This window comes from Streptomyces sp. NPDC001410, assembly GCF_042895235.1.
Lineage (GTDB): Bacteria > Actinomycetota > Actinomycetes > Streptomycetales > Streptomycetaceae > Streptomyces.
The window spans coordinates 454,302-479,372 of record NZ_JBIAWE010000005.1 but is presented as its reverse complement, the minus strand read 5'-3'; the positions used below and the strand labels follow the sequence as shown (position 1 = coordinate 479,372).

General features: G+C 74.9%; 14 protein-coding genes. All 14 read left to right on the top strand.

All coding sequences use genetic code 11. The annotated features are described in order from the left end of the window. Window positions 1–28 precede the first annotated feature (28 nt). The 14 genes from ACFY3C_RS13755 (at window position 29) to ACFY3C_RS13690 (ending at window position 24,910) form a co-directional block, all read left to right on the top strand. On the top strand, window positions 29–5,050 hold the full coding sequence (locus tag ACFY3C_RS13755; protein WP_390770859.1) for an amino acid adenylation domain-containing protein: 5,022 nt from the start codon (window positions 29–31) through the stop codon (window positions 5,048–5,050). Then, window positions 5,047–11,898, top strand: coding sequence for an amino acid adenylation domain-containing protein (locus tag ACFY3C_RS13750; protein ID WP_390770858.1), 6,852 nt, complete (start codon window positions 5,047–5,049; stop codon window positions 11,896–11,898). The genes ACFY3C_RS13755 and ACFY3C_RS13750 overlap by 4 nt, the downstream gene beginning before the upstream one ends. 5 nt (window positions 11,899–11,903) lie before the next feature. Further along, window positions 11,904–12,872 (top strand): ornithine carbamoyltransferase, encoded by a 969-nt coding sequence (locus ACFY3C_RS13745; protein ID WP_390770857.1) that lies wholly within the window; start codon window positions 11,904–11,906, stop codon window positions 12,870–12,872. A gap of 77 nt (window positions 12,873–12,949) precedes the next feature. After that, window positions 12,950–14,233 carry an MFS transporter gene (locus ACFY3C_RS13740; protein WP_390770856.1) on the top strand — a complete coding sequence of 428 codons (1,284 nt, stop codon included), beginning with the start codon at window positions 12,950–12,952 and terminating at the stop codon, window positions 14,231–14,233. A 108-nt stretch (window positions 14,234–14,341) separates the two neighbouring features. Beyond that, window positions 14,342–15,133: a Tat pathway signal sequence domain protein gene (locus ACFY3C_RS13735; protein WP_390770855.1), complete on the top strand. Its 792-nt coding sequence runs from the start codon at window positions 14,342–14,344 to the stop codon at window positions 15,131–15,133. A gap of 42 nt (window positions 15,134–15,175) precedes the next feature. Continuing rightward, window positions 15,176–16,375, top strand: a complete 1,200-nt coding sequence (locus ACFY3C_RS13730) for an inositol-3-phosphate synthase (RefSeq protein ID WP_390770854.1) — start codon at window positions 15,176–15,178, stop codon at window positions 16,373–16,375. Next, window positions 16,372–18,066, top strand: a complete 1,695-nt coding sequence (locus ACFY3C_RS13725) for a UbiA family prenyltransferase (protein WP_390770853.1) — start codon at window positions 16,372–16,374, stop codon at window positions 18,064–18,066. The genes ACFY3C_RS13730 and ACFY3C_RS13725 overlap by 4 nt, the downstream gene beginning before the upstream one ends. After that, window positions 18,063–19,076, top strand: a complete 1,014-nt coding sequence (locus ACFY3C_RS13720) for a sugar phosphate isomerase/epimerase family protein (RefSeq protein ID WP_390770852.1) — start codon at window positions 18,063–18,065, stop codon at window positions 19,074–19,076. The genes ACFY3C_RS13725 and ACFY3C_RS13720 overlap by 4 nt, the downstream gene beginning before the upstream one ends. Continuing rightward, on the top strand, window positions 19,073–19,732 hold the full coding sequence (locus ACFY3C_RS13715; protein WP_390770851.1) for an EboA domain-containing protein: 660 nt from the start codon (window positions 19,073–19,075) through the stop codon (window positions 19,730–19,732). Before ACFY3C_RS13720 ends, ACFY3C_RS13715 begins: the two co-directional genes overlap by 4 nt. Before the next feature lie 57 nt (window positions 19,733–19,789). Beyond that, entirely contained in the window at window positions 19,790–20,647 is an 858-nt protein-coding gene (locus tag ACFY3C_RS13710; RefSeq protein ID WP_390770850.1) for a TatD family hydrolase, read from the top strand. 9 nt (window positions 20,648–20,656) lie between these two features. Continuing rightward, a complete protein-coding gene (eboE, locus tag ACFY3C_RS13705; protein ID WP_390770849.1) occupies window positions 20,657–21,814 on the top strand; it encodes a metabolite traffic protein EboE in 1,158 nt (385 codons plus the stop codon). After that, window positions 21,811–23,199 (top strand): alkaline phosphatase family protein, encoded by a 1,389-nt coding sequence (locus ACFY3C_RS13700; RefSeq protein WP_390770848.1) that lies wholly within the window; start codon window positions 21,811–21,813, stop codon window positions 23,197–23,199. Before eboE ends, ACFY3C_RS13700 begins: the two co-directional genes overlap by 4 nt. Window positions 23,200–23,229: 30 nt before the next feature. Beyond that, the gene (locus tag ACFY3C_RS13695) at window positions 23,230–24,051 is read left to right on the top strand and encodes a 4'-phosphopantetheinyl transferase family protein (RefSeq protein ID WP_390770847.1); all 822 of its coding nucleotides are present in this window, start codon (window positions 23,230–23,232) and stop codon (window positions 24,049–24,051) included. Window positions 24,052–24,187: 136 nt separating this feature from the next. Further along, on the top strand, window positions 24,188–24,910 hold the full coding sequence (locus tag ACFY3C_RS13690) for a hypothetical protein (protein WP_390770846.1): 723 nt from the start codon (window positions 24,188–24,190) through the stop codon (window positions 24,908–24,910). The last annotated feature ends 161 nt before the right edge of the window (window positions 24,911–25,071 follow it).

Below are 25,071 nucleotides of genomic sequence, written 5' to 3'. Positions count from 1 at the left end.
CCCCGAAGATCCCGATGGAGGAGAGATCGTGAACGAGCCTGCGAAGTCGGGACGCGTCCCCGGCCGTCTGCTGCTCCCCGCACTGTTCGCGGCCCAGGCCGCGCGCACGCCGGATGCGCCCGCCGTTCTGCGCGCCGATGGAAGCGCCGTCCGTTACGCCGAACTGGCCGAGCTGGCGGGGCGCGTCGCTGCCCGGCTGCGGGCGGCCGGGGTGCGGCCCGGCGACTTCGTCGGTGCGTGCCTGCGGCGTGGCCCGGAGCTGGTTGCCGCGCTGCTCGGGGTGTGGCAGGCGGGCGGCGCGTACGTGCCGCTGGACCCGCAGCACCCGGCGGCCCGGCTGGAGGCCGTGCTGGAGGACACCGCCCACCCGGTCGTGCTCACCGAGCGCGCCACCGAGGACCGGCTGCCCGCCTCCGCCCGGCACCGGATCGCCGTGGAGTCCGTGGAGCGTGAAGGGGCATACGAGAGGGTGGAGTTCGCCGCTGACGGCGACCGGCCCGCCTATGTGCTGCACACCTCAGGCTCCACCGGCCGGCCCAAGGGCGTCCTGGTGCCGCACGGCGGTATCGCCAACCGGGTGCGGTGGCTGGCCCACCGGCACAAGCTGGGTGCCGGCGACCGGATGCTGCTGAAGACCACGGTCGGTTTCGACGCGGCCGGTCTGGAGCTGTATGCCCCGCTGGTTTCCGGTGGTGCGGTCGTGCTCGCCCCCGAGGGTGCCGAGCGCGACCCGGCGGCGCTGCTGCGGACGGTGGCCGACAGGGGCGTAACGATCCTTCAGGGGGTGCCGTCCCTGTACCGGCGGCTCGTCGAGGAGCCGGGCTGGGAGCGGGCCGGCAGCCTGCGCCTGCTGTTCAGCGCGGGCGAGCCGCTGCACGCCGAACTGTGCCGGGCGATCGCCGAGCGGGCCCCCGGCGCCGAGATCTGGAACACCTACGGACCCACCGAGGCGTCCGTCGACATCACCGAGCACCGCTGGGACCCGGCCCAGGACACCGGCGCGGTGCCGATCGGGCGGCCCATCGGCAACATGCGGGTGGTCGTGCTCGACCCGGCGGGCCGCCCCGTCCCGGTCGGCGTCCCCGGCGAGCTGCACGCCGGCGGTGTCGGGCTCGCCCTCGGCTACCTCGGCCGCCCCGGCCAGAGCGCCGAGCGCTTCGTGCCCGACCCGCACCGCCCCGGCGAGCGCCTCTACCGCACCGGCGACCGGGTGCGCTGGCGGGCCGACGGCACGCTGGAGTACCTCGGGCGCCTCGACCACCAGGTCAAGGTCAACGGCGTGCGCATCGAGCCCGGCGAGGTCGAGGCCGCGCTCGCCGCCCACCCCTGGGTGCGGGCCGCCGTCGCCGCCGCCGTACCGGACGGCACCGGCGGCTACCGGCTCGTCGCCTGGGTGCAGTCCCGCGGCGAGGCACTGCGCCCGCAGGAGCTGCGCGCCTTCCTGCGCGGCTCGCTGCCCGACCCGCTGGTGCCGACCGCCTACGTCCCGGTCACCGAGTTCCCGCTCACCCCCAACGGCAAGATCGACCGGTCCGCGCTGCCCGACCCCGCCGACACGGCCGCCGACACCGCGCACGTGCCGGTGCGCAACCCCGCCGAGCGGGCGGTGGCCGAGGAGTGGGCACGGCTGATCGGCACCCGGGCCGACGAGATCGGCGCGCTGCACGACTTCTTCCAGCTCGGCGGCTCCTCGCTGATGCTCAACAAGCTCGCCGCCGGACTCTCCCAGGCCGCAGGCCGCACCATCCCGGCGACGGCCCTGCTCACCGCGACCACCGTGGAGCAGCAGGCCAACCTGCTCACCGCCCGTTCGGAGGGCGCGGCGCCGGCCGCCGACGAGCCCGTGGGGCCCGTGCCGCGCGACCCGCAGGGCCTGCCGCTCTCCCCGGGGCAGCAGGGCATGTGGCTGCTGGACCGGCTCCGCCCGGGCAGCGCCGAGTGGAACGCGCCCGTCTTCCTCACCCTGCCCGCCGTCTACGACGACATCACCCTGAGCCGGGCGCTGACCGCCCTCGCCGAGCGGCACGAGATCCTGCGCACCCGGTACACCCTGCGTGGCGCCGAGCCGGTGCAGATCGCCGACCTGCCCGCCGAGTGGGAGCTGCGCACCGCCCGCGCCGACACCCCCGAAGAGCTGAACGCCCTGGTCGCCGAGGAGTTCACGCTCCCCTTCGACCTCGCCCGCGGGCCGGTGCGCCGGGCTCTCGCGGTGCGCGGGCGTGGCACCCTCGCCGTCGTCCTGAGCATCCACCACATCGCCTGCGACGGCTGGTCCTCCGTCGTCCTGGAACGCGACCTCAGAGCGCTCGCCGAGGCCGCCCACACCGGCACCGACGCCCGGCTGCCCGAACTGCCCGTGCAGTACGCCGACCACGCCGTGCACCGCCGTCGCCGCCTCACCGAGGACTTCGTCACCACCGAACTGGGGTACTGGAAGGGCCGGTTGGACGGCATCCTGCCGGTCGAGCTGCCCACCGACCGGCCCCGCCCGGCCACCCGGGACGCGGCAGGCAGAGCCCACGTGTTCACCGTGCCCGCCCCGCTCGCCGAGCGGGCCGCCGCCCTCGGCCGCAGCTGCGGGGCCACCCTGCAGCAGACGCTGCTCACCGCCTTCGCCGCGCTGGTCGCCCGGTACACCGGCAGCTGGGACGTCCCGGTCGGGGTGCCCGTCGCCGGCCGGACCGGACCGGAGGTCGCCGACGTGGCCGGTTACTTCCTCAACACGCTGGTGCTGCGCTGCGACGCGGGCGCCGACACACCGTTCCGGGACGCGCTCGTGCGGGTGCGCGACACCGCCCGGGAGGCCTTCGCCCACTCGGAGCTGCCCTTCGACCGGCTCGTGGAGGAACTCGACGACACCCGCGACCCGGCCCGCACCCCGCTCTACCAGGTGATGTTCGACCTGCACGAGGAGGGCCGCACCGGCACCGCGGTCGGCGCCGCCGACGCCGACGCGTTCCGCGGCGCCTGGAGCACCGCCCGCACCGACCTCACCCTGGTGCTCCAGCGCCAGGCCGACGGCTCGCTGCTCGGCCTCGCCGAGTACGCCACCTCGCTGTTCGACGCGGCCACGATCGAGCGCTTCACCGACTGCTGGGTCCGGCTGCTGGAGTCGGTCACGGACGACCCGGCGCGCCGCCTGCGCGAGGCCGACATCCTGCCGGCGCCGCTGCGCGCCGAACTGCTCGCGAGCGGCCGGGGCAGACCGGAACCGGGCGCGGACACCGTCGCCGGCACCACCGTGCACGCGGCGATCGCCGCCTCGGCCCGCCGGGCGCCGCAGGACACCGCGCTGGTGTGCGGCGACGAGAGCTGGACGTACGCGCGACTGGAGCGCCGCGCGGATGGGTTCGCCCACCGGCTGCGGGGTCTTGGCGCCGGACCCGACACGGTCGTCGCCGTCATGCTGGGCCGCAGCCCGGACCTGGTGGCCGCGTTCCTCGGCACCTGGAAGGCGGGCGCCGCCTACGTCCCGCTGGACCCGGCCGCCCCCGACGAGCGCACCCTCCACGTCCTCGCCGACTCCGGCGCACAGGTGCTCGTCACCGACGCCGCGGGCGCGGAGCGGCTGGCGGGGCGCCACGAGGCGGCTGTATGCACCGTGGACGCGGGACTGACCGGCGAAGTCACGGCCGTACCGGAGCCGTACGACGACCCCGACCGCCTCGCCTACATCATGTACACCTCGGGCTCCACCGGCCGCCCCAAGGGTGTTGCCGTCGCCCACCGCTCGCTGCTCACCATGCTGCGCGCCTCCCAGGCCCACCTCGACTTCGGGCAGGGGCCGGACGACGCCTGGCTGGCGCTCGCCCAGGTGACCTTCGACATCTCCTGCACCGAGCTGTTCATGCCGCTGGTCGCCGGCGGCCGGGTCGTCCTGGCGCGGGAGCGGGAGCAGCAGGACCACGCGGCCCAGCTGCGGCTCATGGACCGGCACGAGGTCAGCCACCTCCAGGTGGCCCCGCCGCACTGGCAGATGCTGATCGACGCGGGCCTCGGTCACCGCCCGGTCGTGGGCCAGACCGGCGGCGAGCCCTGCCCGCCCGTGCTCGCCCGCGAGCTGTCCCGCCGGCTGATGCGGTTCATCAATGAGTACGGGCTCACCGAGACCACCATCGCCGCGACCCGCTGGGACGCCGACGACACCGCCACCGCGGTCCCCGTCGGCCACCCCTACCCGCACGTCACCGCCCACGTCCTCGACGCGGACCTGCGGCCCGTGCCGTACGGCGTCACCGGCGAGCTGTGCGTCGGCGGCACCGGACTTGCCCTCGGCTACCACGCCCGGCCCGCACTGACCGCGGCCGCGTTCGTGCCCGACCCCTACGGCGCCCCCGGCGCGCGCCTCTACCGCACCGGCGACCGGGCGCGGATGCGGCCCGACGGCACGCTGGAGTTCGCCGGCCGCGCCGACGGCCAGGTCAAGATCCGTGGCCGGCGGGTGGAGACCGGCGAGGTGCAGGCGGTGCTCGCCGAGCACCCGGCCGTCGCCCAGGCCTTCGTCACCGTCCACACGGGTGGCTCCGAGGCCGCGCTGGTCGGCTACTTCACGCCCGCGCCCGGCACCGAGGGGCCCGCCGAGAGCGAGCTGCTCGACCACTGCGCGCTGCGGCTGCCCGACTACATGCTGCCCTCGCTGCTGGTCCGCATGGAACGGCTGCCGCTCACCCGCCACAACAAGGTCGACACCGCCGCGCTGCCCGTGCCGGACCTGGCCCGGGCCCTCGCCGACGAGCCGTACAGCCCGCCCGAGGGTCCGGTGGAGGAGGCGCTCGCCGAGATCTGGGCCGAGGAGCTGTACGGGCCCGGCTCCACCCGCCGGGTCGGCGCCCGCCAGGGCTTCTTCCGGATCGGCGGCAACTCCGTGAAGGCGGCCCGGGTCATCGCCCGCATCCAGGAGGAGTTCGACGTGGAGCTGCCCCTGCGGGCCGTGTTCGAACGGCCCACCGTGCAAGGCCTCGCCACCGCCGTCGAAGAGGCCGTACGCGCCGAGATCGAATCGCTCACCGAGACCGAACTGGCCCACGCCCACCGGGAGTTCCAGCCGTGACCGCACCCACCGCGCCCACCCAGGAAGAGCTGCGGGCCGAACTGCTGCGCCGCCGGCTCGCCGCCCGCAAGGGCACCACCCGGCCGCAGCAGGCCGCGATCCCGCCCGCCGACCGCACCCGCCCGCTCGCCCTGTCCGCGGGCCAGCGCCAGCTGTGGTTCCTGCACCAGCTCGACCCGGCCAGCCCCGAGTACCTGCTGCCCATGGCGTACCGGCTGCGCGGCACCCTCGACACCGACGCCCTGCGCCGCGCGGTCGACGCCCTCGCCGCCCGCCACGAGATTCTCCGCACCCGCTACACCCTCGACGGCACGGAGCCCTGCCAGGTGATCGACCCGGCGGGGGAGGCCGACTTCGCCCTGGTGGAGGCGGGGGACCGAGACGCCGCGCCCGTCACCGATGAGGAGGGGGCGGGGCGGGACGCCGGGGCTACCGACGCCGCCGACCTCGCCGGGAGCACTGGTGCGGGTCCGGATGCCCTGGGTTTCGCCGAGGGCAGGTCTGCGGGCCGTGATGCGGGGGCCGTTGCTCGTGCGGAGGCGGAGGCCGCACGGTCGTCCGGCCCCTCCGGGGGCACCGGTGCGGGTCCGGGTGCCCCGGGTTTCGCCGAGGGCAGGTCTGCGGGCCGTGATGCGGGGGCCGTTGCTCGTGCGGAGGCGGAGGCCGCACGGTCGTCCGGCCCCTCCGGGAGCACCGGTGCCGGGTCGGAGGTCGAGGGGCTCGTCGACGGCAGGTTCGCCGATCGGGATGCCGCAGCCGTCGCCTTCACAGAAGCCGAGGCCGCGCGGCCCATCGATCTCGCCACCGAACACCCCCTGCGGGTACGGCTGCTGAGGCTCGCCGAAGACGACCACGTGCTGGTCGCGGTCGTCCACCACATCGCCTGTGACGCGATGACCCGTCCGCTGCTGCTGGAGGACCTGTCGGCCCTGTACGCGGCCGCCGTGGCGGGGCGTGACCCCGGTGCCGAGCTGCCCGCGCCGCCCGTGCAGTACGCCGACTACGCGGCCTGGCTGGCCGGACGGCACTCCGGGGCCGCCGCCGAGCGGGGTCTGGACTGGTGGCGGGAGCGGCTGGCCGGTACCGGGCCGCTCGGGCTGCCCACCGACCGGCCCCGGCCCGCCGTACGGGACGGGGGCGGCGCCGCCGTCGGCTTCGACGTCGACGCCGCCGTCGCCGACCGGGTGCGGGCCCTGGCCCGGGAGACCGGCGCGACCCCCTTCATGGCCCTGCTCGGCGCCTGGCAGCTGCTGCTCGGCCGGTACGCGGGGAAGACCGATGTGTGCGTCGGCAGCGCGGCCAGCGCCCGCACCCGGCCCGAGCTGCGGCGGATGGCCGGATATGCGTACAACACGCTTGCGCTGCGGGCGAGTTGGCGTCCCGAGGTGCCGTTCCGGGACTTCCTCGCTGCCGGCCGCGGTGCCGTCCTGGACGCCTTCGACCACCAGGACACCCCGTTCGACCGGATCGCCGACGCGCTGGAGCCCGACCGGGACCTGTCCACCACCCCCGTCTTCCAGGTGATGTTCGACCTGGTCGGCGGGGAGGGCGCCGACGGCCCCGAACTGCCCGGCGTGGTCACGGCCCCGGTGCCGGCCTCCGGCCGGATCGCCCGCTTCGACCTCACCCTGCACCTGGCCGAGCGCGCCGACGGCTCGCTGCACGGCAGCCTCGAGTACGCCACCGCCCTCTTCGACACGGCCACCGCCGAGCGCATCACCGCCCACTACGGCGCGCTGCTCGCCGCGATCGCCGAGGCGCCCGACACCCCGGTGGCCGACCTGGACTTCCTCTCCGCCGCCGAGCGCGCCCTGCTCCTCGACGGCCCGGCCGAGCCCGTCGGCACCGACCGGCCCCTCGACCTCACCGGCCTGCGCCCCGTGATCGAGACCATCGGCGACCAGATGGCGGCCACCCCGGACGCCGTGGCGATCCGGTACGCGGACACCGCCGTCGGCTACGCCGAACTCGACGCCCGCGCCGACCGGTTCGCCCGCCGCCTGGCCGCGCTCGGCGCCGGCCCCGAGGCCACCGTCGGCGTCCTGCTCGACCGCGGCCCCGACCTGGTCGCCGTGCTCCTCGGCATCTGGCGGGCCGGAGCGGCCTATGTGCCGATCGACCCGGCGTACCCGGACCACCGCATCGCCTACATGCTCGACCAGACCGCCACCACGCTCGTGGTCACCGAGTCCCGGCACGCCGAACGCTTCCAGGGCGTGCGCCGGATCGTCGTCGACGACCCCGCCGAGCGGGCCGCGATCGAGGCCGCCGACGCCGAACTCCCGGCCTCCTGCGACCTCGACCGGCTCGCCTACGTCATCTACACCTCCGGCTCCACCGGCAAGCCCAAGGGCGTGCAGATCACCCACCGCGGGCTCGCCAACTACCTGGGCTGGACCGTGCAGGCCTACGCGAGCGCCGGCACCGGTGGAGCGCCGCTGTTCTCCTCGGTCGCCTTCGACCTCGGCGTGCCCGACCTGTACGCGCCGCTGATGACCGGGCAGTCCGTGCACCTGCTGCCGCAGGACCTCGACACCGCCGACCTCGGGGCCGAGCTGGCGGCGGGCGGCCCGTACGCCTTCATCAAGCTCACCCCGGGCCATCTGCACCTGCTCACCCAGCAGTTGGGAGATGAGCAGATCGAGCAGCTGGCCGGTCTCGTCATCGCGGCCGGCGACTCCTTCACCGCACGGCTCGCCGAGCGGTGGACGCAGGCGGCCGGACCGCACGGCACCCGGCTCGGCGCCGAGTACGGGCCCACCGAGATCACCGTCGGCAACTCGGCGTACTTCCTCGCCCCGCACAGCGACGGACCCGTGGCCACCGAACTGGTCTCCATCGGGCGCGCCATCCCGCACACCACCATGTACGTCCTCGACGACCGGCTGCGCCCGCTGCCCGTCGGCGTGCCCGGCGAGGTGTGGATCGGCGGCATCGGACTCGCCCGCGGCTACGCGGGCCGCCCCGGCCTCACCGCCGAGCGCTTCCTGCCCGACCCCTACGGCCCGCCCGGCGCCCGCCTCTACCGCACCGGCGACGTGGCCCGGGTGCTGCCCGACGGCAACCTCGACTTCGTCGCCCGCGTCGACCACCAGGTCAAGCTGCGCGGCTACCGCATCGAACTCGGCGAGATCGAGACCGCCCTCACCGCCCACCCAGCCGTCGCCGAGGCCGTCGCCCTGGTCCGCGAGGACACCCCGGGCGACCAGCAGCTCGTCGCCTACCTGGTGCCCGCCGAGGACGCCGACGAGGAGGCCCTCGCCCCGGCCGCGCTGCGCGACCGGCTCGGCGAGACCCTGCCGCCGTACATGGTGCCCACCGCCTACCTGCGGCTGGACGCGCTGCCGCTGACCGGCAACGGCAAGCTCGACCGGCGCGCCCTGCCCGCCCCGGGCCGGGCCGCGACCGCCGTCGGCGAGCACGTCGAGGCCCGCGACGCCGACGAGCGGGCGATGGCCGCCGTCTGGGCCGAGGTGCTCGGCCTCGACACGGTCGGGGTGCACGACAACTTCTTCGACCTCGGCGGGGACTCGCTGCGCGCCGTCGCCCTGGTCGGGGCGCTCCGGGCGGCCGGCTGGGAGACCAGCGTGCGGGACGTCTTCGAGCACCGCACCGTGGCCCGGCTGCGCGCCGCGGTGCCCCGCGGCGGCTCCGCCGGACCCGGCGGCTTCGTGCCCGTCGAGCCGTTCGCCATGATCGACGCCACCGACCGGGCCGCGCTGCCCGCCGACGTCACCGACGCCTACCCGATCTCCCGCATCCAGGCCGGGATGCTGATCGAGATGCACGGCGGCAGCGGCGAGAACCGCTACCACAACATCACCTCCTTCCGGATCCGCGACGACCTGCCCTTCGACCCGGACGCCTTCCGCCGCGCCACCGACCTGATCACCGAGCGGCACGAGGTGATGCGCACCTCCTTCGCCCTGTCCGGCTACTCCGAGCCCCTCCAGCTGGTGCACGCCGCCGCGACCATGCCCGTCGTCCACGAGGACCTGCGGCACCTGCCCGAGCAGCAACGGCAGACCGCGCTCTGGGAGTTCGCCGACCGCGACCGGGCCGAGCTGTTCGACCTGACCCGGGCGCCGCTGATGCGGATGGCGGTGCACGTGCTGGACGACGAGAGCTGGTGGCTGTCCATCACCGAGTGCCACCCCGTCATCGAGGGCTGGAGCTACCACTCCCAGCTGATGGAACTCCTGCGCGCCTACAACGACCTGCGCCAGGGCCGCGAAATCGCCCCGGCACCGCCGAGGCCCGCCGTCCGCTACGCCGACTTCATCGCCGCCGAGCTGCACTCCCTGTCCGACCCCGCCGACCAGGAGTACTGGCGCGGGATCGTCGAGGGGTACGAGAAGTTCACCGTACCCGCGGGCTGGGCCGGCGATCCCGAGGGCCCCGACGAGCGCTACCGTCTCGACCTCTCGCTCGACGAACTGGAGCCGGGACTGCGGGCGCTGGCGACCGCGGCCGAGGTGCCGTACAAGAGCGTGCTGCACGCCGCGCACAGCAAGGTGCTGTCGCTGCTCACGCCCGCCCGGGCGTTCCGCGGCGGCATGGTCGCCGACGCCCGGCCCGAACAGGCCGGTGCCGAGACGGTCTCCGGCATGTACCTCAACTCGGTGCCCTTCCCGTACGAGCGGGGCGCCCGCACCTGGGGCGAACTGGCCCGGCAGGTGTTCGCGCACGAGGTGGCGCTGTGGCCGCACCGGCGGTACCCGATGCCCGCGATGCGGCTGCCGGGCGGCGAACGGCACCTGATCGACGTTCTCTTCCACTACCTGGACTTCCGCCAGGTCGACACCGAGCTGATCGACATCATGGCCAGCCGCGACGACAGCCCCAACGAGTTCCCCGTCGTCGTCGGCACCCCCGTGCGCGGCCACCTCTCCCTCGCCTCCCGCACCCGCACCCTCTCCCGCGCCGCCGCCGACCGGCTGCTCAGGCTGTACCAGGCCGTGCTCACCGAGATGGCCCGTGCGGGTGCCGACGGCGACAGCACCGGTGCCTTCCCGGACGCCCACGAACGCGCCCGCCTCAAGGCGCCCGCGCTGCCCCACCCCGACACCCCGGTGGACACCCTGGCCGTCTTCGAGGCGCAGGCCGCCCGCACCCCCTGGGCGACCGCCCTGCACGGCACCGGGTTCACGGTCTCCTACGGCGACCTCGACGCCCGTGCCAACCGCGTCGCCCGCCGGCTGCGCGACCTCGGCGCCCGCGCGGAGACCCGCGTCGCGGTGCTCCTGGACCGCGGCCCCGACCTGGTCGCCGCGCTGCTCGGGGTGTGGAAGGCGGGCGCCGTCCAGGTGCCGGTCGACCCGTGCACCCCCGACGCGCGCATCGCCACGGCCCGCATCGAACTCGCCGTCACGCAGGCGTCGTACGCCGACCGGCTGCCCGCCTGTGACCTGGTGCTCGCCGAGGAGGCGGCGCACGACGGCGACGGCTCGCCGCTCGGCCTGCGGCACGACCCGGACCGGCTGGCCTACGTCCTGCACACCTCCGGCTCCACCGGCACCCCCAAGGGTGTCGAGGTGTCCCACCGGGCGCTCGCCCACTACCTCGACTGGGCCGTGCGCGAGTACGTGGCCGCCGGGAACGGGGGAGCACCCTGGTTCACCCCGGTCGGCTTCGACCTCGGGATGCCCGCGCTGTACGCGCCGCTGATGACCGGGCAGCCGGTGCACGTGCTGCCGCAGCTGTACGAGACGGCCGACTTCGGGCCGCTGCTGCTGAGCCGGGCGCCGTACTCCTTCGTCGGCCTGACCCCGGGCCATCTGGCCCTGCTGGAACACCAGTTGGGCGACCGCGAGCTGGCCGGGCTGGCCGCGCTCGCGGTGTGCGCGGGCGACGCCTACCCGACGGCCCAGGCCGACCGGGTGGCCGCGCGGATCCGGACCGCCGGCGGGCCGGACGAAGGACACGGCATGGAGCTGGCCGCCGAGTACGGGCCCACCGAGGCCACCGTCGCGGCGACCTTCGCCCGGGTACGACCCCGGTCCGGGCGCACGCTCGTACCGCTCGGCTCGGCGCTGCCCGGCGTCCTGGTCCGCGTCCTCGACGCCGGCCTCAGGCCCGTGCCCGACGGCGTCACCGGCGAGGTCTGGCTCGGCGGCGACGGGCTCGCCCGCGGCTACACCGGCCGCCCCGACCTCACCGCCCTCGCCTTCGTGCCCGACCCCTATGGGCTGCCCGGCACCCGCCTGTACCGCACCGGCGACCTGGCCCGCCGGCTCGCCGACGGCAGCCTGGAGTTCGCCGGGCGCGCCGACCAGCAGGTCAAGATCCGCGGCCACCGGGTCGAGCCCGGCGAGGCCGAGGCAGCCCTGACCGCCGACCCCGCCGTCCGGGACGCACTGGTCAGCGCGGTACCGGCGGCCGACGGCGGCCGGCGCCTCGCCGCCTGGGTGGTGCCGGCGGACGGGCACACGGTGGAGGTGGCCGCGCTCCGCGACCGGCTGCGCACGGTCCTGCCCGCGGCGCTGGTCCCGGCCACCGTCACGGTCGTCGACACCCTCCCGCTCACCACGCACGGCAAGCGCGACCGCGGCGCCCTGGCCGAACGCGCGGCCACCGCGGCCGCCGTCCACCCCTACGCCCCGCCGCGCACCCCGACGGAGCACCGGCTCGCCGCTGTGTGGGCCGAGGTGCTCGGCCTCGAACAGGTCGGCGTCCAGGACGACTTCCGCGACCTGGGCGGGGACTCGCTGCTCGTGCCGCCGCTGCTGGTGGCGGCGCGGCGGGCGGGACTCGCGCTGGATCTGCCCACGGCACTGCGCCACCACACCATCGCCCGGTTGGCCGCCGCGCTGGACGAGCGCGCCAACGACTCGAACAGGGAGAGCTGATCCTCATGGACGTCCGTACGGACGGGCGCCGCGTGCGCCATCTCGTCTCCATCGACGACCTCACCGACCCGGAACTGCACCACGTCGTGGAGCGCGGCGCGGAGTTCTCCGCCGGGCTCGCGGGCCCGGTCCGGCCGCTGGCCGGGCTGGTGGCCGGCGTCTACTTCGCCAAGACCTCCACCCGCACCCGGACCGCGTTCTCCTCGGGCGCGCTGCGGCTCGGCGCCTCCCTCATCGCCTACGGCCCCGGCGACCTGCAGCTCAACACCGGTGAGAGCACCGAGGACACCGGCCGCGTGCTCTCCGGCATGCTCGACGTGCTGGTCGCCCGCACCGCGGGACCGGAGGCCGAGCTGCGCGGCTGGGCGAGCCAGCAGCGGATGGCCGTGGTCAACGCCATGAGCGCCGAGGAGCACCCCACCCAGGCACTCACCGACCTGACCACGCTGCTGCGGCACTTCGGCCGCATCGAGGGCCTGCGCGTCCTGTACGTCGGCGAGGGCAACAACACCGCGGCCGCCCTCGCCCTCGCCCTCACCCGCTACCCGGCCGTCGACTTCGAACTGCGCACCCCGCGCGGCTACGGCCTCACCCCCTCGATCCTGGAGCGGGCGCGGGCGAACGCGGCCCGCACCGGCGCGCGGATCACCGAGCGGCACGACATGGCGGCACTCCAGGGGGCGTACGACGTCGTCTACACCACCCGCTGGCAGACCACCGGCACCAGCAAGCCGGACGCGAACTGGCGGGAGATCTTCGCCCCGTTCCAGATCACCCAGGACCTGTGGCGGACCAGCCCGCGCGCCGTCTTCATGCACGACCTGCCCGCACACCGCGGCGAGGAGGTCACCGCCGAGGTCCTGGACGGCCCGATGAGCATCGCCTTCGCCCAGGCCACCAACAAGATGCACAGCGCCATGGCGGTCCTGGAACACGTCCACGCCCCGGCACCGGTCCCGCTGGCCGTCCGATGAGCGGTACGACACGACGGACAGCCGTCGATCCGGCGGAGGTGCCGTGGCTGATGGCCGAGGAGGGGAGAGCGGAGAGCGTGACGGAGAGTGTGGCGGAGAGTGTCATGACGGTCACCGACGAGGTCTCCGCCGAACCCGCCCCCCAACCCCTGCGGCAGAACCGCGACTTCCGTCTTCTCTGGGGCGGCGCCGGGCTCTCGCTGCTGGCCGGGCGGGCCACCGCCGTGGCCTATCCGCTGACCGTGCTGTGGGCGACCGGGTCGCCGGGCGACGCCGGACTCGTCGGCACCGCCCTGCTGCTGCCGCAGCTGGTGATGCAGCTGCCGGGCGGCGCGCTCGTGGACCGCTGGGACCGGCGGCGGGTCATGGTGGCCGCCGGGCTCGGGCAGGCCCTCGTCGCGGGGCTGGTCATGGCGCTGCTGCTCAGCGGCCGTACCTGGCTGTGGGCGCTGCTCGTCGCCGCGTTCGCCGAGGGGACGCTCGGGGTGCTGCACCAGCTCGCCGAGCGGGCCGCCGTACCGAGCGTGGTCCCCGCGGAACAGCTGCCGGCCGCGCTGACCGGCAACGAGGCCCGCACCCGCGGGGCCGCGATCGCCGGGCAACCGCTGGGCAGCGGACTGGTCGGGCTCGGCGCGTCCCTGCCGTACGCGGCCGCCGCCGTCGCCCAACTCGCCTCGGTGCTCTGCCTGTTCGGCATCCGTGGGCGGCTCCAGCAGCAGCGGACCGCGCCGCCGGCAAGGATCGGCACCGAGATCCGCGAGGGCCTGGTGTGGATGTGGCGGCAGCCCTTCCTGCGGGCCGTGATGACCGCGGTCGCCGTCACCAACGTCCTGTTCCAGGGCCTCAACCTGGCCGTGATGACCGGCATCCAGGACCACCACGGCACCCAGTTCGAGGTGGGCCTGGTGCTCTCGCTGAGCGGTGCCGGGGGACTGGTCGGCGCCCTCACCGGCGGCTGGTGGCAGCACCGGCTGCGGCTGCGCACCCTCGTCCTCGGCGGACTGCTCGCCTGGACCGCGCTCATGGCCCCGGTCGCCGCCGCCCTGCACACGCCCGTGCTGCTCGGCGCGCTGTTCGCGGCCAGCGGCTACGTCGGCGGTGTCTTCAACGTGGCGGGCGGCGTCCTGCTGGTGCGGGCCGCCCCCGACCGGATGCGCGGCCGCGCCAACTCCCTCGCCAACCTGGTCGGTTCGGGCGCCATGGCGGCAGGACCGGTCGCCGCCGGCTTCCTGCTGGAGGCCACCGGACCCGTCCGCTCGGTGCTGGCGCTCAGTGCGGTCATGGCCCTCACGGCCGTCTGCGCCCTGCTCTCCCCGGGCCTGCGCAAGGCCCCCTACCCCGAATCCGAAAGCCCTTCCTGACCTGCGGATTCCCGGTATAGGCCGCCGATAGGGCGGACCTGGAAAGTCGTACCAAGGAAACCTTCGGCCCTCGCCGACACAACGCTTCGCCCCTCGTAAGGAGAACCCATGTCGCTCAACACCCTGGACCGGAGGGGCGCGCTGCGGGCCGCCCTCGGCGTGGCGGGCGCGGCCGCCGCCGCGACGCTGATCGGCGCGGCGCCGGCCTCGGCCGCTCCCAAGCGCTGCCACCCGTCCCTGCCGGACGTGCCGGGCATGGTCGGCGACCGCTGGGCCAACGAGTTCTGGTACCAGTACGACGAAATGTCCTACTACACCCCCTCGCAGGAGATGAAGGACGCCGTCACCGCCATCACCACCCCGTTCGGCGGCTTCACCAAGACGTACGACGCCTGGCTCGCCACCCGCAAGAGCGGCCGCTACCCGCGCAGCTTCCTGGAGCTGATCCAGCCCAACAAGGACGCCTTCGAGGTCCTGTCGCGCAACCAGCTCGCGGTCTACGACCAGTTCTACGGCCGTGACCCGCGCGGACTCGTCTTCGCCTTCCAGGAGTTCGGCCAGGGCACGCTGTTCGACCCGCGCCGCCCGGTCGGCCAGAAGGTCCACATGATGAACTACACGCCGCCGGAGCCCACGCACGCCTACCACCGCTGGCACCCCTTCCTGGCCGGCTTCGTGCTGCTCGGCATCGAGCCCCGCTGGTGGACCCACGTCAACCGGCTCGCGGGCGCCGCCTGGGAGCTGCAGTCGCTGGCCCAGCCGATCACCGACCACACCGACAACCCGCACCTGCCGAAGCACACCGTGCGCCACATCACCGCCAAGTGGCTGCGCCGTGACCGCGACGAGCTGGACGCGGCCTTCGACATCTCCCCGTTCCCGGCCGACCTCGGCAAGTAGCCCTCGTTCCGTACGGCACCACCAGCAGGAGGCAAGCTCACCATGCAGGACACTGACCGCTCCCCCGGAACCTCCCCCCGCGTCGGCGTCTGGCTGGTCGGCGCCCGTGGCTCGGTCGCGACCACCGTGGTCGCCGGCACAGCCGCGATCGCCGCTGATCTGGCCTCCGCGACCGGATGCGTCACCGAGTCCCCCGTCTTCCGTGGCGCATCCCTGCCGGCCCTCGCCGACCTCGTGTTCGGCGGCCACGACATCGTCGACGTGCCGCTGTCGGCGAGGGCCGGCCTCCTGGCCGACGCGGGCGTACTGCCCGCCCGCGTCGCCGCCGCCGTACGACCCGCCCTGGAAGCCGCCGACCGGGAGATCCGGGACGGCTCCCCGCGCGCGGGCGAACCCCAGTACACGACCGCCCGCCGGCTCGCCGCGGACATCGCGGACTTCCGCACCCGCCACGGCCTCGCGCAGGTGGTGGTCGTGAACGTCTCCTCCACCGAGCCGCTGCCCGACCCCGACCCCGCCTTCCTCGACCTGGCCGACCTCGACAAGGCGCTGGCCACCAGCACCACCCTGCTGCCGCCCAGCTCCCTGTACGCGTACGCCGCCTTCCACGCCGGCTGCTCCTACGTCAACTTCACCCCGTCCGCCGGAGCCGCGCTGCCCGCCCTGGAGGAGCTGGCCCGGCTGCGCGGGGTGCCGCACGCGGGGCGGGACGGCAAGACCGGCGAGACGCTGGTCAAGAGCGCCCTCGCCCCGATGTTCGCGCAGCGCGCGCTGCGGGTGCGCTCCTGGTCCGGCACCAACCTGCTCGGCGGCGGCGACGGGGCGACTCTCGCCGACCCGGCGGCGGCGCGCAGCAAGACCGACTCCAAGCAGCGAGCCCTGGAGGAGACCGTGGGGCACGCGGTCGAGGGCCAGGTGCACATCGACAACGTGCCCGAGATGGGCGAGTGGAAGACCGCCTGGGACCACATCTCCTTCGAGGGCTTCCTCGGCGTCCGCATGTCGCTGCAGTTCACCTGGCAGGGCTGCGACTCGGCCCTCGCCGCGCCCCTGGTCCTGGACCTCGTCCGCCTCGCGGCCCTGGCCCACCGCCGCGGCGAGAGCGGCGCCCTGCCCGCGCTCGGCTTCTTCTTCAAGGACCCGGTGGCCTCGACGGAGCACAACCTGACCCTCCAGTACGGCGACCTCGTCACCTGGGCCGGTTCCGCCGAGCGCACACGCTTGCCCGAGGGGGCACGGTGAGCAGGACCCGGGTGTCCGGCCTGGGGCGGGCTGCGGTCACCGCGGTGACCGTGGCCGCCCTGGGCCGGGCCGTGGCGAGCACGGTGACGGCGGTCCGCCCGGCGCGCCCGGCCGGCTCCGCCGCCGCACCGCCCCGGCCCACGGCCCGGGCGGCCTCCTCACCCCGGGCACCCCGGCCCCGCGGCCCGCTCACCGACCTGGCCCGTGCGGCCAGGGAGGCGGCGCGGGCGGCGGGGAGCGCGTTTCGTACGGCCCGGGGGGAGACGGCGGGGGAGTCCGGCGTCTCCGGTGCCTCCGGTGTCTCCGGCGCCGGTGCGTCTGCCGCTGCCCCCGATCAGGCGGGCGTCGATGCCCCTGCCGGGGCGGCCGCTCCTCGCCGGAGCCGGCCGTACGACACCGGATACCGCCCCCGCTCCGTCGCCCTGCGGCAACATGCCCGCGACGTCGCCGAGTTGGTGCGGGCGCCCGCCGCGCTGACCGTGCCCGGTGACGTGTTCGCCGGTGCGCTGGCCGTGGGACGTCCCGCCGGCGGGCGGACGCTGCTGCTGGCCGCGTCCTCCGTCAGCCTGTACTGGGCCGGCATGGCACTCAACGACTGGGCGGACCGGGAGGAGGACGCGACGGAGCGCCCGGAGCGGCCCGTGCCGTCCGGCAGGATCGGCGCCGGGACCGCACTCGGCATCGCCGCGGGACTCACCGCGGCGGGCCTCGGCCTGGGCGCGCTGGCCGGCGGACGGCGGGTCCTGCTGCGCCGCACCCTGCCCCTCGCGGCCAGTGTCTGGGCGTACGACCTCGGCCTGAAGCGCACCCCGCTCGGCCCCCTGGCCATGGCGGCGGCACGCTTCCTCGACGTACTGCACGGCACGGGCCCCGCCCCTGCCGCCCCGGCCCTGCGCGCCGCGGCCACGGTCGGCCTGCACACCTGGGCGGTGACACGTCTCAGCCGCCACGAGGTGAACGGCGAGGCGGGCCACGAGCCACTGGTGTCACTGGCGGTGACGGCGGCGACGGTGCTGGGCGCGAGCGGTGCGGCTGGGGCTTTGTTCGGGTCACGTGGTGTGGCTGGGGCGGTGCTGGGCGTACGCGGTGCTGCCGGGGCGGTGCGTGGCTCTCGTGGTGCGGCTGGGGTGGTCCTCGGCTCTCGTGGTGGGGCCGGGGCGGTGCTCGGCTTGCGTGGTGCGGCTGGAGCGGTGCGTGGCTCACGTGGTGCGGCTGGGGCGGTGCTCGGCTTGCGTGGTGCGGTCGGGTCGGTGTTTGGCTCACGCAGTGCGGCCAGGGCTGTCCTCGGGCGCCTGGCGGCGTATCGGGTGCTGCCGGACGGCCCGGCAGGCCTGGCCCCGGCAGGCCTGGCGACGCTGCGGCAGGGCTCCCTGCCGGTGGCGGATGCCGTCACCCGAACCACCCTCCTCGCCCGACTCCCCTCCCTGCGCGCCCTGTTGGCGCCCAAGACCTCCGTACCCCTCCTCGCCTGCGCCGCCTACGCCACGACCTGCGCCCGCTTCCAGTGGGCAGCTCTGCGCACCCCGCAGGACCCCGCACGCGTCAGGGCCGCGGTCGGCGCCGGGATCCACGCGCTGCTGCCCTTGCAGGCGGCGCTGGTCGCGCGGGCCGGGGCTCCCCGGCTCGCCGTGGTCCTCGCCGCCGGCCTCCCGCAGGCGGCCCGACTCGCCAGGAAGGTGTCCCCGACATGACCGCCGGAGGCCTCCGCTTCGGTTACGGCACCAACGGCTTCGCCGACCACCGGCTCTCCGACGCCCTCTCCGTCCTGGCCGGGCTCGGCTACGACGGTGTGGCCCTGACCCTCGACCACCAGCACGTCGACCCCTACGCCCTGGGCCTCGCACCCCGGGTCCGCCGCGTCGGCCGGGACCTGCGCCGCGCCGGACTCGCCGTCGTGGTGGAAACGGGCGCGCGCTACCTGCTCGACCCGCTGCGCAAGCACCGCCCCACCCTGGTCAGCGCCGAACCGGAAGGACGCGCCGCGCGCCTGGAGCTGCTGCGCCGGGCCATCCGCATCGGGGCCGAACTGGAGGCGGAGGCCGTGCACTTCTGGAGCGGCACGCCCGACCCCGGCACCACCCGGGAGCAGGCCTGGCAGCGGCTGGAGGAGGGCTGTGCGCAGGCCCTGGCCGAGGCCGAGCGGGCCGGGATCGACCTGGCCTTCGAGCCGGAGCCCGGCATGCTCGTCGAGGACCTCACCGGCTACCGCCGCCTGCTGCGCGCCCTCGGCGGCCACGAACGGTTCCGGCTCACCCTGGACATCGGGCACTGCCGCTGTCTGGAGCCGTGGCCCGAGGCGCGCTGCGTGGCGCTGGCCGCGGACCGGCTGGCCCACGTGCAGATCGAGGACATGCGCCGCGGGGTGCACGAGCACCTGCCCTTCGGCGAAGGGGAGATGGACTTCCCGCCGATCCTCCAGGCCCTGCGCGCCGCCCACTACACGGGCCTGGTCTCTGTGGAACTGCCCCGCCACAGCCACGCCGCGACGACGACGGCCCGCCAGAGCATCGAGTTCCTGCACCGGACGGCCGCAACGATTCCCGCACCTGCCGACGGCGCTTTCGCCCCACAAGGGCCACCCGCACCCGACCACGAAACCCGCACGGGTGGTGCGGGTGGGAACACGCATCCGGCCGAAGGCCGGATGCCCACCCACAAACCCGCACCCGCACCCAACCCCCCGAAGGAGGTAGCCGCATGACCGCCCCCACCCTCGCCCAAGCCCCCGCGCCCATCCACAACGCCCTGACCACCCGCACCCTGAAGGAGTCCCTCCTCTCCGTCCTGACGGAGCCGCAGCGCCAACGCCTCGCCGAGGACACCGCGGCGGTCGAGGAACAGGGCCCCACAGCCCTGAACCCCCGCTTCCCCGCGGCCGGCCGCCACTACGGCCGAGGCCCCCTCCCGGGCTGGGCCGACTGGCACGTGGAGGACGGCATCCGCGCCCTCTTCCTCACCAAACTCCCTCTCGACAGCGATGAGTTGGCCGAAGAGGCCGCGGCCCGCTACTGGGGCGGCGACGCGGCCGAGCGCCGCGGAGTGCTCCGTGCCCTCCCGTTCCTCCCGATCGGTGCCGCGGGCCTGCCCCTGACCGACGACGCCCTCCGCACCAACGACACCCGCCTCATCGCGGCCGCCCTCGGCCCCTACGCCCGTACCCACCTTGACCAGTACCGCTGGCGCCAGGCCGTCCTGAAGTGCCTGTTCACCGGCATCCCCCTGCGCACGGTCGCCGGCCTGCGCGAACGACGGGACGCCGAACTCGCCCGCATGGCCCTGGGCTTCGCCGCCGAGCGCCGCGCGGCGTCCCGCACCGTGCCCGCCGACCTCTGGCTCATCGCCACCCCCGACAACTGACCGACCCCGACCCCGACCCCGAACCCGGAATCCACTCCCGAGCGGAAAGCCCCGGCCATGCGCATCTTCGATCCACACATCCACATGACGTCCCGTACGACGGACGACTACAAGGCGATGCACGCCGCGGGCGTCCGCGCCCTGGTCGAGCCCGCGTTCTGGCTCGGCCAGCCACGCACCTCCCCGGCCAGCTTCACCGACTACTTCGACTCCCTGCTCGGCTGGGAACCGTACCGCGCCGCCCAGTTCGGCATCCGCCACCACTGCACCATCGGCCTCAACCCGAAGGAGGCGAACGACCCGCGCTGCACCCCCGTCCTCGACCAGCTGCCCCACTACCTCGCCAAGGACGGTGTCGTGGCGGTCGGCGAGATCGGCTACGACACCGTCACCGAGGCCGAGGACCATGCCTTCGCCACGCAGCTCGCCCTCGCCGTGGAGTTCGGGCTGCCCGCCCTGGTGCACACCCCGCACCGCGACAAGGCCGGCGGCACCCAGCGCTCGCTGGACGTGATCCGCGAGTCCGGCATCGACCCGGCGTACGTGGTCCTGGACCACCTCAACGAGGTCACCGTCGACGAGGTGGCCGGCACCGGCTGCTGGATGGGCTTCTCCATCTACCCCGACACCAAGATGACCCCCGAGCGCATGGTCGCCGTCCTCAAGCGGCACGGCACCGAGCGCATGCTGGTCAACTCGGCCGCCGACTGGGGCCACAGCGACCCGCTGCTGACCCGGGCCACCGCCGAGGCCATGCTCGCCGCCGGGTTCGACGAGGACGACGTGGACCGGGTGCTGTGGCGCAACCCGGTCGCGTTCTACGGCCAGTCCGGCCGGCTCGACCTCGACGGCTACAACGACACCCAGGCCGCAGGCCTGTTCGCGGGCAACTCCATCGCCCGCGGCGGGAGCTGAGGAGCAGTCATGCGTGTGCGACACCCCGACGGCAGCACCGTCCATCTGGCGTACTGCACCAATGTGCACCCCGCCGAGACCCTCGACGGCATCATCGGCCAGCTCGCCGCCTACGCCGAACCGGTGCGGGTCGCGGCCGGCGCCGAGCGGATCGGCGTCGGCCTGTGGCTGCCCGCCGAGACCGCGGGCCGGCTCGCCGCCGACCCGGCGGCCGTGGCCCGGCTGCGCCGCGAGCTGACCGCGCGCGGCCTGGAGACGGTCACCCTCAACGGCTTCCCCTACCGCGGCTTCCACGCCCGGGTCGTCAAACGGGCCGTGTACTACCCGGACTGGTCGGAACCGGCCCGCCTGGAGTACACGCTGGACCTCGCCCGGGTGCTGGCCGGGCTGCTGCCGGAGGGGGCCCGCGGGTCCATCTCCACCCTGCCGCTGGCCTGGCGCACCGTGTGGACGTCGGCCCAGCGCGCGATGGCCGCCCGTCAGCTGGACGCGCTCGCCGAGGGGCTGAAGCAGATCGCCGCCGACACCGGCCGTACGGTCCGGGTCGGTATCGAGCCGGAGCCCGGCTGCGTCGTGGAGCGCACCGAGCAGGCCGTCGACGCGCTGGCCGGCACCGACTCCGAGTGGATCGGCGTGTGCCTGGACGCCTGCCACCTGGCGGTCGCCCACGAGGACCCGGCCGAGGCGCTGGCCCTGCTGCGCGAGGCGGGCATCCCGGTCGTCAAGCTCCAGGCAGCCACCGCGCTGGAGGTCGCCGACCCCGCCGACCCGGTCGTACGGGAGCTGCTCACGGACTTCGCCGAGCCCCGCTTCCTGCACCAGACCCGGGAGCCGTCCGGCGGCGGCCGGCTGCTGGGCACCGACGACCTCGGCCCCGCGCTCTCCGGCGCGCTGCCCGGCAGCCGGCCCTGGCGCATCCACTACCACGTGCCCCTGCACGAGGACCCGCTTCCGCCGCTGGCGAGCACCCGGCCCGTGCTGCGCGAGACCCTGCGGGCGCTGCTGGCGGGGGAGCGGGCGGTCACCGACCACATCGAGATCGAGACGTACACCTGGTCCGTGCTCCCCGGCCACGGAGACGAGACCCTCGCGCTCGGCCTGGCCGCGGAACTGACCTGGCTGCGCGATGAGTTGGCGGGCCTCGGGCTGCGGCAGGAGACGTCATGAGCGGCGGTCGTACGACGGCGGCGACGGCCGTGCTGTGCACGGTCGGCCTCACCCCGCGGCTGCTGGAGCACATGCCGCATGTGAAGGCGGTCGGCGAGCAGGGCTTCACGGCCCCCCTGGACACGGTGTTCCCGGCCGTCACGGCCACCGTGCAGGCCACCCTGACCACCGGGCTGCTGCCGCGCGAGCACGGGGCCGTGGCCAACGGCTGGTACCACCGCGACCACGGCGAGGTCATGATGTGGCGCCAGCACAACGCCCTGGTGCGGGGCGAGAAGGTGTGGCAGGCGGCCCGCCGCCGCGACCCGGACCACTCGACCGCCTACCTGTGCTGGTGGTGGGCGATGGGCGCCGACGTGGACACGATCCTCACCCCGCGCCCGGTCTACCACTACGACGGCCGCAAGTCCCCCGACTGCTACACCGTGCCCGCCGGACTGCGCGACGAACTCACCGCCGCACAGGGCGAGTTCCCGCTGTTCCAGTACTGGGGTCCGACGGCGTCGATCGCCTCCACCCGGTGGATCGCCGGCGCCGCCCGCTACGTCGTCGACCGCCGCCGCCCCGACCTGACCTTCGTCTACGTGCCGCACCTCGACTACGACCTGCAGCGCTACGGCCCCGACAGCCCGCAGGCGGTCCGCGCGGCGCGGGAGACGGACGCCGCGCTCGCGCCGCTGCTCGCCGACCTGCGCGACCGGGGCACGACGGTGGTGGCGCTCAGCGAGTACGGCATCACACCGGTGAGCCGGCCCGTCGACATCAACCGTGCGCTGCGCCGCGCCGGACTGCTGGAGGTGTACACCCAGCGCGGCATGGAGTACCTCGACCCCTACACCTCCCGGGCGTTCGCCGTCGCCGACCACCAGGCCGCGCACGTGTACGTCGCCGACCCCGTCGACATCCCGCGGGTGCGGGACGTCCTGAAGGCGGTGGACGGCGTCGACGAGATCTGGGACCGCACCGAGCAGGCGGCGTACGGCATCGACCATCCCGACGCCGGTGAACTGGTCCTCGTGTCGGAACCGGACGCCTGGTTCACGTACTACTACTGGCTCGACGACGACCGCGCACCCGACTTCGCGCGCGGCGTCGAGATCCACCGCAAGCCGGGCTACGACCCCGCCGAGCTGTTCTTCGACCCGTCGATCCCGGCGGTGAAGGCCAAGGCGGCGTGGACCGTGCTGCGCAAGAAGGCCGGGATGCGCGCACCGCTGACCGTGGTGCCGCTCGACCCCGGCCTGGTCAGGGGCAGCCATGGACGGCTGCCCTCGGAGGACCGGGACGGGCCGCTGCTGCTGTGCTCGGACCCGGCTCAGGAACGGGACCGCTACCACGCCACCGAGGTCAAGGAGCTGCTCCTGCGCCTCAACGGACTGGCCTGAGACCGGCCGTGACGAGAGAGAGGAGGACGGATGACCACGCGACCGGCCACGGCCGCCGCGCACATCGACCACGCGGCGGACGTCGGCGAGGTGTACGTACCCGAGACGGCACGCGCGGTGGTGGCGCGGCTGCGGGAGAGCGGAGCGGCCCACGTGTGGTGGTGGCCGCTCGGCGAGGCGACCGATCCGGCGGACTTCGTGCTGCTGGACGAGCAGGAACGGGCCCGCATGCGGCGCTTCCACGCGCCACGGGACGCGGCGGCATTCACGACGACCCGCGCGGGGGCGCGGCGCGCGGTGGCCGGGCTGCTGGGCGTACCGGCCCACACCGTGCGCTTCGGCCGACGCATCTGCCCGGGCTGCGGCGACGCGGACCACGGCCCGCCCGCCGTGGTACGGCCCCCGGTCCCGCTGGCGATCAGCCTCTCCCGCACCGACGGGTGCGGGGTGCTGGCGGTCCGGGCGGGCGACTGGGTGGGCGTGGACGTGGAGGCGTACCGCCCGATGGAGTCGGAGGCCCTGGCCCAGCTCGTCCTGACCCCGGACGAGACCGACCGGATCCTCTCGCTCCCCGAGGGCCCCGGCCGTACGTCCCTGTTCCACCGCGCCTGGACCCGTAAGGAGGCGGTGGTGAAGGCGGTGGGCCTCGGTCTGCTGGGCATGCCCCTGAACACCCTGGACGTGGCGCCGGGGCAGGAGGGCCCGCTGACGGTGACCCACATCCACGAGGGCCGTACGACCACCTGGCACGTGGAGGACCTGAACCTGAACGGCCCGTGGTCGGCCTCTCTGGCCCGCCCCTCGTCGGCCACCCCGCTCGGCCCGGTCCACCTCCACCCCCCGGCCGTCTGACGGCCGACTCCAGACCTCGGAGCCGATCCCCCCTCGGCGACCGAGAGACGCGGTTCCCGGCCCCCGGCCCTCCCCGGCGGAGGCCGGGAACCGCCCCATGTCCGGCCCCACAGCCCTCCACAGCCAGGGAGCACACATGAGCCGACCCACGTACGGAACCGTGGCGACCCCCGAAGCCGAAGCCCCCGCCCACGTCACGGGTGAGACCGTCACCGGTGACACCGCGCCCGTCGCGCCGGCGGTGCGGACCGGGCCGCCGCACACCCCGCCGCCCCGGCCCCTCTCCGTGATCGCCGGGCTCGTCCTGGCCGGCGGCGTGCTCGTGGGCGGCGGTCTTGCGGGCGGGGCGCTGCGGGGGTTCCTCGACAAGATGGCCGGGGTCGTGGCGCTGGTCGCGCTGTCGCTGGCCGTGATGCTGGGGCTCGCGACCGCGCTGCGCGGTGTGCTGCCACCCCGTCCGCGGACCGCCGTCCAGCACCTGCACCGCGCCTTCGGCGTGCTCGGTATCGGCTTCCTGCTGCTGCACATCGGCGTGAAGGTGGCCGGCGGCCGGGTCGCCGCGACGGCCGCGGCGCTCGGCTGGGGCAGCGGTGACGCGCTGGTCGGTCTCGGCACCCTGGCCTGCTACCTGTTCCTCCTCGCCGTGGCCACGGGCGTCTGGCGCGGCGTCTTCGCCACCCACCGCTGGATCCGCCCGTTCCGCATGCTCCACGGCGCTTCCTACGCCGGCTGGCTGACCGCGGTGATCCACGGCCTCACCGCGGGCCGCACCCCTGCGACTTGGGTAGTGGCCGCGTACGCCCTCTGCCTCACGGCAACGGCGGCAGCCCTCGTATATCGCCGTCTGCACCGCCGCTGACGTCACGGGGCTCCGCCCCCCGGACCCCGACCTCGCCCACCCACCACCCGACTCGGTCGGCTGAAAATCACCCGTCAACTCCCGCTCCCTTCCGCGACCATAGCCCCGATATAGATCGTCCGGCCACGTTCGTCCCGACCCCCACGACGATGGATGGAGAG

Coding starts and splice junctions, on each gene's coding strand:
- ACFY3C_RS13745 (WP_390770857.1), top strand. CDS start 11,904: ATGGACGTCCGTACGGACGGGCGCCGCGTGCGCCATCTCGTCTCCATC.
- ACFY3C_RS13730 (WP_390770854.1), top strand. CDS start 15,176: ATGCAGGACACTGACCGCTCCCCCGGAACCTCCCCCCGCGTCGGCGTC.
- ACFY3C_RS13700 (WP_390770848.1), top strand. CDS start 21,811: ATGAGCGGCGGTCGTACGACGGCGGCGACGGCCGTGCTGTGCACGGTC.
- ACFY3C_RS13735 (WP_390770855.1), top strand. CDS start 14,342: ATGTCGCTCAACACCCTGGACCGGAGGGGCGCGCTGCGGGCCGCCCTC.
- ACFY3C_RS13690 (WP_390770846.1), top strand. CDS start 24,188: ATGAGCCGACCCACGTACGGAACCGTGGCGACCCCCGAAGCCGAAGCC.
- ACFY3C_RS13710 (WP_390770850.1), top strand. CDS start 19,790: ATGCGCATCTTCGATCCACACATCCACATGACGTCCCGTACGACGGAC.
- eboE (WP_390770849.1), top strand. CDS start 20,657: ATGCGTGTGCGACACCCCGACGGCAGCACCGTCCATCTGGCGTACTGC.
- ACFY3C_RS13715 (WP_390770851.1), top strand. CDS start 19,073: ATGACCGCCCCCACCCTCGCCCAAGCCCCCGCGCCCATCCACAACGCC.
- ACFY3C_RS13695 (WP_390770847.1), top strand. CDS start 23,230: ATGACCACGCGACCGGCCACGGCCGCCGCGCACATCGACCACGCGGCG.
- ACFY3C_RS13720 (WP_390770852.1), top strand. CDS start 18,063: ATGACCGCCGGAGGCCTCCGCTTCGGTTACGGCACCAACGGCTTCGCC.